General features: G+C 68.9%; 11 protein-coding genes. 8 read left to right on the forward strand and 3 right to left on the reverse strand.

What is annotated here, in order from left to right; all coding sequences use genetic code 11:
* The first annotated feature begins 16 nt into the window (after positions 1–16).
* The 7 genes from U5771_RS09070 (at position 17) to U5771_RS09100 (ending at position 6,994) form a co-directional block, all read left to right on the forward strand.
* On the forward strand, positions 17–1,045 hold the full coding sequence (locus U5771_RS09070; protein ID WP_322023636.1) for a DNA polymerase III subunit delta': 1,029 nt from the start codon (positions 17–19) through the stop codon (positions 1,043–1,045).
* Positions 1,046–1,124: 79 nt separating this feature from the next.
* Positions 1,125–1,904 (forward strand): TatD family hydrolase, encoded by a 780-nt coding sequence (locus U5771_RS09075; RefSeq protein ID WP_322023637.1) that lies wholly within the window; start codon positions 1,125–1,127, stop codon positions 1,902–1,904.
* 43 nt (positions 1,905–1,947) lie between these two features.
* Complete coding sequence (locus tag U5771_RS09080) at positions 1,948–2,658, forward strand: ankyrin repeat domain-containing protein (protein WP_322023638.1); 711 nt, start codon at positions 1,948–1,950, stop codon at positions 2,656–2,658.
* 119 nt (positions 2,659–2,777) lie between these two features.
* Positions 2,778–3,134 (forward strand): Rap1a/Tai family immunity protein, encoded by a 357-nt coding sequence (locus U5771_RS09085; RefSeq protein WP_006485939.1) that lies wholly within the window; start codon positions 2,778–2,780, stop codon positions 3,132–3,134.
* Between the two features lie 96 nt (positions 3,135–3,230).
* Positions 3,231–4,403, forward strand: coding sequence for a mechanosensitive ion channel family protein (locus U5771_RS09090; protein WP_322023639.1), 1,173 nt, complete (start codon positions 3,231–3,233; stop codon positions 4,401–4,403).
* 72 nt (positions 4,404–4,475) lie between these two features.
* The gene (locus tag U5771_RS09095; protein WP_322023640.1) at positions 4,476–5,654 is read left to right on the forward strand and encodes an AAA family ATPase; all 1,179 of its coding nucleotides are present in this window, start codon (positions 4,476–4,478) and stop codon (positions 5,652–5,654) included.
* 275 nt (positions 5,655–5,929) lie between these two features.
* Positions 5,930–6,994, forward strand: coding sequence for a glycosyltransferase family 4 protein (locus U5771_RS09100; protein WP_322023641.1), 1,065 nt, complete (start codon positions 5,930–5,932; stop codon positions 6,992–6,994).
* Positions 6,995–7,090: 96 nt separating this feature from the next.
* Here the strand turns inward: U5771_RS09100 and U5771_RS09105 are convergent, their stop codons facing one another.
* From U5771_RS09105 to U5771_RS09115, 3 genes are all read right to left on the reverse strand, one after another.
* The gene (locus U5771_RS09105; protein WP_322023642.1) at positions 7,091–7,678 is read right to left on the reverse strand and encodes a YSC84-related protein; all 588 of its coding nucleotides are present in this window, start codon (positions 7,676–7,678) and stop codon (positions 7,091–7,093) included.
* Positions 7,679–7,898: 220 nt separating this feature from the next.
* Positions 7,899–8,375: a hypothetical protein gene (locus U5771_RS09110; RefSeq protein WP_322023643.1), complete on the reverse strand. Its 477-nt coding sequence runs from the start codon at positions 8,373–8,375 to the stop codon at positions 7,899–7,901.
* A 324-nt stretch (positions 8,376–8,699) separates the two neighbouring features.
* On the reverse strand, positions 8,700–8,990 hold the full coding sequence (locus U5771_RS09115) for a PsiF family protein (protein WP_322023644.1): 291 nt from the start codon (positions 8,988–8,990) through the stop codon (positions 8,700–8,702).
* 272 nt (positions 8,991–9,262) lie between these two features.
* On the opposite strand from U5771_RS09115, the gene U5771_RS09120 reads away from it, so the two are divergent.
* Entirely contained in the window at positions 9,263–10,285 is a 1,023-nt protein-coding gene (locus U5771_RS09120) for an asparaginase (RefSeq protein WP_322023645.1), read from the forward strand.
* Positions 10,286–10,343: the final 58 nt, after the last annotated feature.

Genomic DNA, 10,343 nt, shown 5'->3' on the forward strand with positions numbered 1-10,343 from the left:
CGAAGGAACGCACCACATGATCTATCCGTGGCAGACCGACGACTGGAACCGCCTGCAGCAACTGCGCGCGCAGTGGCCGCATGCGCTGCTGCTGCACGGCCAGGCCGGGATCGGCAAGCTGCAGTTCGCGCAGCATCTCGCGCAGGGCTTCCTGTGCGAAGCGCCGCGGCCGAACGGCGAGCCGTGCGGCACTTGCGCGGCCTGCACGTGGTTCGCGCAGGGCAACCATCCGGACTACCGGATCGTGCTGCCCGAGGTGCTCGCGGGTGAAGCGCCGGGTGCCGCCGACGACGCAAAGCCGGCCGACGCGGACGAGGGCGGCAAGAAGACGCGCACGCCGAGCAAGGAAATCAAGATCGAGCAGGTGCGTGCGCTGCTCGATTTCTGCGGGGTCGGTTCGCACCGCGGCGGCGCGCGCGTCGTCGTGCTGTACCCGGCCGAGGCGCTGAACGTCGCCGCGTCGAACGCGCTGCTGAAGACGCTGGAGGAGCCGCCGTCCGGCGTCGTGTTCCTGCTGGTGTCGGCGCGCATCGACCGGCTGCTGCCGACCATCATCAGCCGCTGCCGGCAGTGGCCGATGACCGTGCCGGCGCCCGACGCGGCCGCGGCGTGGCTCGCGGCGCAGGGTGTCGACGATGCGCGCGCGCTGCTCGCCGAAGCCGGCGGCGCGCCGCTCGCCGCGCTGGCGCTCGCGAGCGACGAGAACCGCCCGCTGCGCGATTTCACGCTCGGCCAGCTCGCGGCCGGCGCCGCGTGCGATCCGTTCGCGTGCGGCGAGACGCTGCAGAAGCTGCCGGTGCCGCTGGTGCTCGGCTGGCTGCAGCGCTGGCTGTACGATCTGCTCGCGCAGCGGATGGCGGGCGCGCCGCGCTACTTCCCGATGCAGGCGGCCGCGCTCGCGCGCTGCGCGGAAGGCGTCGACGCGAACGCGTTCGCGCGCTTCATGAAGGCCGTGACGCGCCAGCGGACGGTCGAGAACCATCCGCTCAATGCCCGGCTCGTATTCGAGGAACTGTTTCTCGGTTATCGGGAAATGTTCGCGTGAGCGGGTATTGTTTCCCTGAGGTGGGGAAACGATTGCCGGCGAGCGCATGAGCGCCCGTCTTACGTATTCAGGAAACACGATGTTCGTCGATTCTCACTGCCACATCAATTTCAAGGGTCTCGCCGACCGCCTGCCGGCCGTGCTGGAGAACATGCGCGAGCACGACGTCACGCACGCGCTGTGCGTGTCGGTCGACTTCGAGACGCTGCCCGACGTGCTCGCGATCGCGCAGGCGCACGACAACGTCTACGCGTCGGTCGGCGTGCATCCGGATCACGAGGACGCACGGGAGCCGACGCTCGCGGAACTGATCGAGCTGGCCGCGCACCCGAAGGTCGTCGCGATCGGCGAGACGGGCCTCGACTACTACCGCCTCGAAGGCCGCTCGATCGCCGACATGGAATGGCAGCGCGAACGCTTTCGCACGCACATCCGCGCGGCGACCGCGACGATGAAGCCGCTGATCATCCATACGCGCTCGTCGTCGGAAGACACGCTGCGGATCATGGCCGAGGAGCGCGCGGACGTGCCGGGTGGCGTGATGCACTGCTTCACCGAGCCGTGGCCCGTCGCCGAGCAGGCGCTCGCGCTGAACTTCCATATCTCGCTGTCGGGCATCGTCACGTTCAAGAACGCGACCGACGTGCAGGACGTCGCGCGGCGCGTGCCGCTCGAGCGGCTGCTGATCGAAACCGACTCGCCGTACCTCGCGCCGGTGCCCTATCGCGGCAAGCCGAATGAACCTGCGTACGTCAGCCATGTCGGACGCTTTATCGCATCCGAGCGCGGCGTCCCCGTCGAGGCGCTGGCCGATGCGACGACCCAGAACTTTTTCCGGCTGTTCAAGATCGCCCGCTAACGAAGCGCGGCCAGCCGACAACCCAGGGAAGGAGCCCACAACAATGACGAAGCCGATCACATACCTGCCCAAGCGTGCACTCGTCGCCGCCGCGCTCGTCGCGAGCGGCCTGTTTGCCGCCGCCGGCGCGCATGCCGAGTCGCTCGACGCGATCGTCAAGGCGGTCAAGTTCGACGACATCGCCGACATCGGCAAGCAGCTCAAGAGCGGCAAGCTCGATCCGAACACGCTCGCGCCGAACGGCGACCCGATCCTGGTGATCGCCGCGCGCGAGAAGTCCGACAAGGTTGCCGCGGCGATCGCCACGACGCCGAACGTCGACCTCGAGAAGGAAGACAAGGCCGGCGAGAACGCGCTGATGCTTGCGTCGCTGAACGGCGACGTCGGGCTCGTCAAGCTGCTGATCGACAAGGGTGCGGAAGTCAGCAAGAAGGGCTGGGCGCCGCTGCACTACGCGGCGACCAACGGCCAGGACGAAGTCGTCAAGGTCCTGCTCGACCATGACGCGTATATCGACACCGCGTCGCCGAACGGCACGACGCCGCTGATGATGGCCGCCCGCGGCAACCACGCGACGACGGTCAACCTGCTGCTCGACCAGGGTGCCGATCCGCAGGTGAAGAACCAGCTCGGCATCACCGCGCTCGAGTTCGCGAAGCACTACAAGGCACCGGACGCGATCGACATCCTGAGCAAGCGGACGGTGCGCGTCGGCGCGTCGGCGCCGGCAGATGCCCAAAAGAGTGCAAAATGACGGTTTCGGCGCGGTGGCGCAGCGCCCGCCCGGCCGGAACCCGGCCGGCAGCGGGCGTCCGGCCGCCGCGCCGGTCAGCGCAGCAAGCGGCCCGGGGCCGCATTGACATAAGGAACACCATGTTGCGGGCTATGTTTTGTGCCGCGGCGTTTGCCGTGCCGTTGTCGGCGGCGGCTTTCACGGGCGCGGATCTCGACCGGCTGTGCGCGAAGACGGACGTCAAGTCGCGGGCGTCGTGCGCGGCCTACATCGAAGGCGCCGCCGATGGCGTCTACAACACGATCGATGCGATCGGCGGCACGACCGGGCCGCGCGTCGGGCAGTATTTCTGCCTGCCGCCGGACATCCGGGCGCAGCAGATGACCGACGCGGTGCGCAAGTACATCGCGGAGAACCCGAAGCTGGCCGACTACAACGCGAGCACCGCGGTGTCGCTCGGTCTCGGCAAGGCGTTTCCCTGCAGGAGCGGCAACTGATCTGACGCCGGGTCCGGGCGCGCGCGTCGCCCGGACGTCGCCGACGCATCCAGGACGAGGCCGCCGCGCCTCATAACCGAAGCATCCCGGGCGCCGATGATTTCAATCGAGGAATTGCAGCGCATCGCCGATGCGCCGTTGCATTCGTGGCTCGGCACGCTGATCGTGTCGGTCATCGTCGTGCTGGTCGTCGTGATCGTGCACCGTCTCGGCGCACACATCGTCAAGCGCATCGCGCAGCCGTATCCGCTGATGAGCGTGATCCTGCGCTACATCGACAAATCGTCGCTCGTCACGCTCGCGCTGCTCGTGCTCGAGTTCCTGTGGCTCCAGGCGGACGAAGGCATGTCGTTCGTGCGCGGGATGCGCACCGCGGCCGCGGTCGGCTCCATCGTGTCGCTGACCTGGCTGCTGGTGCGGCTCGCGGCCGGCGTCGGCGACGCGATCATCCAGGCCCATCCGCTGGATACGGCCGACAACCTCCAGGCGCGGCGCGTCCATACGCAGGCCAGGGTGCTCGTGCGGACCGTCATGGTGCTGATCGTGGTCATCGGCACGGGCGCGGCCCTGATGACGTTCCCGAACGTGCGCCAGGTCGGCGCGAGCCTGCTGGCGTCGGCCGGCGTCGCGGGGCTGGTCGCCGGTATTGCCGCGCGGCCGGTGCTCGGCAACCTGATCGCCGGGCTGCAGATCGCGCTCACGCAGCCTATCCGGCTCGACGACGTCGTCGTGATCCAGGGCGAGTGGGGCCGTATCGAGGAAATCACCGGCTCGTTCGTGTCGGTGCGGCTGTGGGATCAGCGCCGGCTGGTCGTCCCGCTGCAGTGGATCATCGAAAACCCGTTCACGAACTGGACGCGCAGCAGCTCGGAGATCATCGGCACGGTGTACCTGTCGGTCGACTACCGCACGCCGCTCGCGCCGCTGCGCGAGGAGCTCGCGCGGCTCGTCCATGCGGCGCCCGAGTGGGATGGCCGCGTGCAGGTGCTGCAGGTGACCGACGCGACCGAGCGCACGATGCAGTTGCGCGCGCTCGTCAGCGCGGTCGATTCGTCGGCGTGCTGGGATCTGCGCTGCCGCGTTCGCGAGGGCTTGATCGCGTACCTGCAGGCGCGGTTTCCTCAATGCCTGCCGCGCAGCCGGATGGAGCTGTATCCGCACGAATCGGCGCTGGACGAGCCGAGTCCCGATCGGCCGCATGCGCGGCCGCCCGCCGCCAGCACGGCGGCCAACACCGCGGCCGATCCGAAGGCCACCGACGGCCGCTGAACGCGCGCCGGTATCCGTTGCCAGTTCCTGCTGCCATTTCCTGCTGCTATTTCCCGCTGCCATTTCCCGCCCATGACCGCGCTGAAGACGCTCGCCATCGCCAACTACCGCTCGCTGCGCGAGCTGATCGTGCCGCTCGCGGCACTCACCGTCGTCACGGGGCCGAACGGCAGCGGCAAGTCGAGCGTGTACCGCGCGCTGCGGTTGCTGGCCGACACCGCGCAGGGGCGCGTGATTCCGTCGCTCGCGCGCGAAGGCGGGCTGCCGTCGACGCTGTGGGCCGGCCCCGAGCGCTTTTCGCGTTCGATGCTGAGCGGCGACACGCCGGTGACCGGCACGGTGCGCAACGGGCCGGTGAGCCTCAAGCTCGGTTTCGCGTGCGACGATTTCGGTTACGCGATCGATCTCGGCCTGCCGGTGAAGAACGACGCGTCGATGTTTCGTCTCGATCCCGTCGTGAAGCGCGAATGCATCTGGGGCGGCGCGCTGCTGCGTCCGTCGACGCTCCTGGTCGACCGGCAGGGCGCGCAGATTCGCGCGCGCAGCGGGTCGGGCGACTGGCACACGGTGCCGCAACCGGTCGCGAGCTTCGACAGCATGATGACCGAGTTCGCCGATCCGGTCGGTGCACCGGAGATGATCGCGGTGCGCGAACGGATCCGGTCGTGGCGCTTCTACGATCATTTCCGCACCGACGCGCAGGCGCCGGCCCGCCAGTCGCACATCGGCACCCACACGCCGGTGCTGGCGGACGACGGTGCCGACCTGGCCGCCGCGCTGCAGACGATCCGCGAGATCGGGGATGCCGCCGCGCTCGATGCGGCGATCGACGACGCGTTCCCCGGTGCCTCGATCGACATCGACAATCCGGGCGGGCGCGGCCGCTTCGACGTGCTGATGCGCCAGCCTGGGCTGTTGCGCCCGTTGTCGGCTGCCGAACTGTCGGATGGCACGCTGCGCTACCTGCTGCTCGCGGCCGCGCTGCTGACGCCGCGGCCGCCCGCGCTGATGGTGCTGAACGAACCGGAGACGAGCCTGCACCCCGATCTGCTGCCGGCGCTCGGCCGCCTGATCGCACAGGCCGCGCAGCGTTCGCAGGTGCTGGTCGTGTCGCACGCGGCCCGGCTCATCGCGACGCTCGAACGCGAGGCCGGCTGCGAGTCGCTGGTGCTCGACAAGCAGCTCGGCGCGACCGTGCTCGTCGATGCGGACACGCGCGACCTGCCGCCGTGGAAGTGGCCGTCGCGCTGACCGGCGGGGGGCGGTGTGCGTGAGGGGGCGTCGGCGGCATGACGCCGGTAGCCCGTCGCCGGTAGCCCGTCGCGCCGGTCCGGCCGCGCCGAAGCGGTACAGGCGGCGCCGAGCGCGAATGTATCCTGTCTGTAACAACCCCCATAAAATGAAAGACCGGTGCTTCCGGGCATCGGGATCGCGAATAATAATGAGATATCCGGCTGCGCGCCGCACGGAGCGGGATGTGTGCCAGCCGCCGTGCCGGCCGACCGAGGACACAGGAGACGTGGACCATGAGAATTGCCCAGATCGCCCCGCTGACCGAATCCGTGCCGCCGAAGCTCTACGGCGGCACGGAGCGCGTCGTGTCCTACATCACCGAGGCGCTCGTCGACCTCGGCCATGACGTGACGCTGTTCGCCAGCGGCGATTCGACGACCCGGGCCAGGCTCGAACCGGTGTGGCCGCGTGCGCTGCGGCTCGACTCGTCGATCCGCGACCGCGTCGCGCCGCACATGCTGCTGATGGAGACGGTCGCGCGCCGCGCGAAGGACTTCGACGTGCTCCATTTCCACATGGACTACTACTCGTTTTCGGTCTTCAACCGGCAGGACACGCCGTTCGTGACGACGCTGCACGGCCGGCTCGACCTGCCCGAGCAGCAGCCGGTGTTCGACACGTTCAACACCGCGCCGGTGATCTCGATCTCGAATTCGCAGCGCCAGCCGCTGCCGCAGGCGAAATGGCTGACGACCGTGTATCACGGGCTGCCCGACACGCTGTACCTGCCGCAGCCCGTCGAGCCGCGCTATCTCGCGTTCCTCGGCCGCATCTCGCCGGAGAAGCGGGTCGACACGGCGATCCGCATCGCCCGCCAGTGCGGGCTGCCGATCCGGATCGCCGCGAAGATCGACGCGGCGGACCAGGAATACTTCGAACGGGAGATCAAACCGCTGTTCGCGCTGCCGCACGTCGAATTCATCGGCGAGATCGCCGACCACCAGAAGGCTGAATTCCTGTCGGGCGCGCATGCGCTGCTGTTTCCGATCGACTGGCCGGAGCCGTTCGGGCTGGTGATGATCGAGGCGATGTCGTGCGGCACGCCGGTGATCGCGTTCAATCGCGGCGCGGTGCCGGAAGTCATCGACGAGGGCGTGTCGGGCTTCATCGTCGAGGACGAGATCAGCGCGGTGGCCGCCGTGAACCGGCTGCACCTGCTGCCGCGCGCGCGCGTGCGGCAGCGCTTCGAGGCGCGCTTCACGTCGCGGCGGATGGCGCAGCAGTATGTCGACGTGTACCAGTCGCTGATTCGCGCGCAGAAGCGCTCGCGCTTCAAGGTGATCGACTCGACGACCTGACGCGCGGCGCGCGGAAAAAAAACGGCGATGCCCGCCAGGACATCGCCGTTTGTGCATCGCCCGCGCGCGACGCGCACGGGCGAGGACGCCGCGGCGTCAGATCTTCAGCTTCGTGACCTTCGTGCCGTTGATCGACACGTCGCCCATCAGGCCGGCATTGGTCAGCACGATGACCTGGACCGGCGCGGTGGCCGTGGTCGTGTCGACCGCGCCGTTCGCACCCATCTTCACGAGCGCGACCGATGCGCCGGCGCCGGCTGCCCAGCCGTCCGAGCCGCGGAATTCGTCGAGCGCTTCCTGCGTCATGAACAGGAACACGATCGCCTTCGACTGCGCGCCGGCCTGCAGGCCGACCGACAGCGACGACGTGTTGTAGTAGCCGACGGTGCTGCCGCCGACGCGCAGCGCGCCGTTGCCGGACTGGCCGCCGACGATGAAGCCGGCCTGCAGCACGTCCGGGAACACGAGCACGCCGCGCGACTTCGCGACGAGCTCGCGCGAACCCTTGACCGTGGAATACATGCGCGACAGCGTGGCGTCGACGCTCGAATCGATTGCCTGACGCTTCGACGCGTTGGTCGCGGCATTGTCGGGCTTGTCGGGGGTGGTGGTGCAACCGGTGAGCGCAAGGCTGCCGACGATGAGCGCAGCGGCGGCTTTCAGCACAAGGTTCCGTTTTTGCATCGTTCTTCTCCATCGGATGACGTTCGGAGTGAGTCTCGCTCACGGAGCGGATCACGTCGGCAGTTATATCACAGCGGATTACAGCCTCTTTTCGTTCCGGCGTGAAAAAGCGTCAAATCGTTTGGGGGTGTCGCGGCGTGCCAACGGACGCACCGGCGCGCACACGGCGATACCTCGCGCGGCCGGCCGGGGCAGGCGGGAAAGGGCCAGGTGTTGCGCGTCAGTGCGTGACGGGCGGCGCCGGCGGAGTAGGTGGAGTAGGCGGAGTCGGCGGCTTGATTGGCGGACGCCGCAGCGCGCGGCGGATCAGCGCGATCACGACCCCGCACGCGAACAGGAACGCGGCCGGCACGACCCAGTAGCCGACGAACGCGTGCCACAGATAACCGGCGAGCGTATTGCGGCGCACCACGTATTCGTCGCGGGCCGCCTGCTGGCGTGCCGCGTTGGCGGCCAGCACGTCGGCCGGGCAGCCGGCCGCGCGCGCCGCGTCAGGATCGCCGTGGCACTTCGCGGCGGCGCCTGCCGCCTGCTGCGCATCGGTGAGCTGCCAGGTGGTCAGCGCGAGTTGCAGGTCGGCCTTGTTGTACGCCATTTCCTCGCGGATCTCGCGCACGGCGACGATCGCGACGGGTACGGCCCAGAACACGATCACGATCAGCCAGCGGCGGAACCAGCGGTGTTGTCTCCATGCCATCCATGCCTCCGTTTGACGCGGCGTGCGCGTCCGTCTCGAGGGCGGCCCGATGGCGCTTCTTGTACTTGGATGGGCCGCGTTGCAGCCATCATAGAAGAAATCGCGGCGAATTGCCGCACCATGTGGCGGCATTTGTACGACGTGCAGGGGAAGCGGGGCGGGAAGGCCGCGGAGCACGTCGCGACGGCGGCAGCGACGGTGCCGTCGGCCGGCCGGTGCGGCGACGCATCCGGCGTCGTCGCACGCGTCGATGCGCGTGCAACGAAAACAAAAATGCCGCGCCCGCCGAAGCGGTGCGCGGCATTCGCGCGGGAGCGCCGGAACTCAGGCGGCCGGCTGGCTGCTCAGGCAGCTCTTCATGAACGCCTTGCGGTCGTCGCCCTTCTTGTCGGCGGCCTGGGTGTTGCAGGCCTTCATCTTTTCCTGCTGCGACATCTTCTTCGCGGGCTTGGCCGACAGGCAGTCCTTCATGAACGCCTTGCGTTCGTCGCCCGTCTTGCCGGAAGCCTGGGTGTTACAGGCCTTCATCTTGTCCTGCTGGCTGTTCGCCGCGAAAGCGGGGGAAGCCAGCATGCCGCCGAGAAGCACCGCGGCTACGAGCGATTGGATTTTCATTTCGACACTCCCATGGGGTGAATTGCGTTTTATATCGACGCCGTCACGAAGCCCGGCGCAACGGGAACAGGGCCACATCGCACCGCGCGCTCCGATTATGGCAAATCAATGTGAAAACACCAAAACGGCATTCCTATAACGCGGCGGGCGGCGTGGCCGTTGACGGCGCGCGCACGGCGGCGATCGGGACAAACCATGATGCGCGCCATCCCGCTCCGGTCGCACGCGCGGAACCTACCGGATGCCGGCCGCGAGCCATTACAATCGCGGCCATGAATACTCCGAATCCCGCTTCATCTTCGTCCGCGCCGGCCCTGCCGCGCATCGCCGTCCTCGCCACCGGCGGCACGATCGCCGGCGCCGCGCCGGACGCCGCCAGCACGGCCGGCTATCAGGCCGGCGCGCTCGGCGTCAATTTCCTGGTCGACGCGGTGCCGGCGCTCGCGTCGGTCGCGCGCATCGACGCCGAGCAGGTTGCCAGCATCGACAGCAAGGATCTCGCGCTGCCGCTGTGGAATACGCTCGCCGCGCGCATCGACGCGCTGATGGCCGATCCGGCGATCGACGGCATCGTGATCACCCACGGTACCGACACGCTCGAGGAAACCGCATACGCGCTGCATCTGGTCGTGACCGGCGACAAGCCGGTCGTGCTGACGGCCGCGATGCGGCCGGCCACGGCGCTGTCGTCGGACGGTCCGCTGAACCTGCTGAACGCGGTGACGGTCGCCGCTCACCCGGCCGCGCGCGGGCAGGGCGTGCTCGTCGCGTTCAACAACCGGATCCACGGTGCGCGCGACGTCGTGAAGACGAGTACCTACGCGGTCGACGCATTCCAGTCGCCGGAGCTGGGCGCGCTCGGCTGGGTGCAGGACGGTCGCGTCGAATTCGCGCGCGGCGTGACGCGCTCGCGCGATGCGCGACTGGCGATCGCCGCGGCGTGGCCGCCGGTCGAAGTCGTCGCGAGCTATGCGGGCGTGACGCGCACGGCCGTCGACGCGCTCGTCGCGGCCGGCGTGAGCGGCCTCGTCGTCGCGGGCACCGGCAACGGGTCGATCCATGCGACGCTGCAGGCGGCGCTCGCCGACGCGGTGAACGCGGGCGTCGCCGTGGTGCGTGCGTCGCGCGTCGGCTCGGGGCACGTGATGCGCAACGGCGCCGCGAACGACGACGCGCTCGGTTTCGTGAGCGCCGGCTCGCTGAGCCCGTTCAAGGCGCGCGTGCTGCTGATGCTCGCGCTCGCGAACGGGATTCACGGGCGCGACGCGCTGCAACGCGCATTCGACACGCTGTGACCGAGGGCCGCCGATCGGGCGGCACGCGGCGCGCATGAAAAAAGCAGGCCGTCGGCCT

It is taken from the genome of Burkholderia sp. BCC1977 (assembly GCF_905339595.1).
Lineage (GTDB): Bacteria > Pseudomonadota > Gammaproteobacteria > Burkholderiales > Burkholderiaceae > Burkholderia.

Coding starts and splice junctions, on each gene's coding strand:
- U5771_RS09070 (WP_322023636.1), top strand. CDS start 17: ATGATCTATCCGTGGCAGACCGACGACTGGAACCGCCTGCAGCAACTG.
- U5771_RS09075 (WP_322023637.1), top strand. CDS start 1,125: ATGTTCGTCGATTCTCACTGCCACATCAATTTCAAGGGTCTCGCCGAC.
- U5771_RS09080 (WP_322023638.1), top strand. CDS start 1,948: ATGACGAAGCCGATCACATACCTGCCCAAGCGTGCACTCGTCGCCGCC.
- U5771_RS09085 (WP_006485939.1), top strand. CDS start 2,778: ATGTTGCGGGCTATGTTTTGTGCCGCGGCGTTTGCCGTGCCGTTGTCG.
- U5771_RS09090 (WP_322023639.1), top strand. CDS start 3,231: ATGATTTCAATCGAGGAATTGCAGCGCATCGCCGATGCGCCGTTGCAT.
- U5771_RS09095 (WP_322023640.1), top strand. CDS start 4,476: ATGACCGCGCTGAAGACGCTCGCCATCGCCAACTACCGCTCGCTGCGC.
- U5771_RS09100 (WP_322023641.1), top strand. CDS start 5,930: ATGAGAATTGCCCAGATCGCCCCGCTGACCGAATCCGTGCCGCCGAAG.
- U5771_RS09105 (WP_322023642.1), bottom strand. CDS start 7,678: ATGCAAAAACGGAACCTTGTGCTGAAAGCCGCCGCTGCGCTCATCGTC.
- U5771_RS09110 (WP_322023643.1), bottom strand. CDS start 8,375: ATGGCATGGAGACAACACCGCTGGTTCCGCCGCTGGCTGATCGTGATC.
- U5771_RS09115 (WP_322023644.1), bottom strand. CDS start 8,990: ATGAAAATCCAATCGCTCGTAGCCGCGGTGCTTCTCGGCGGCATGCTG.
- U5771_RS09120 (WP_322023645.1), top strand. CDS start 9,263: ATGAATACTCCGAATCCCGCTTCATCTTCGTCCGCGCCGGCCCTGCCG.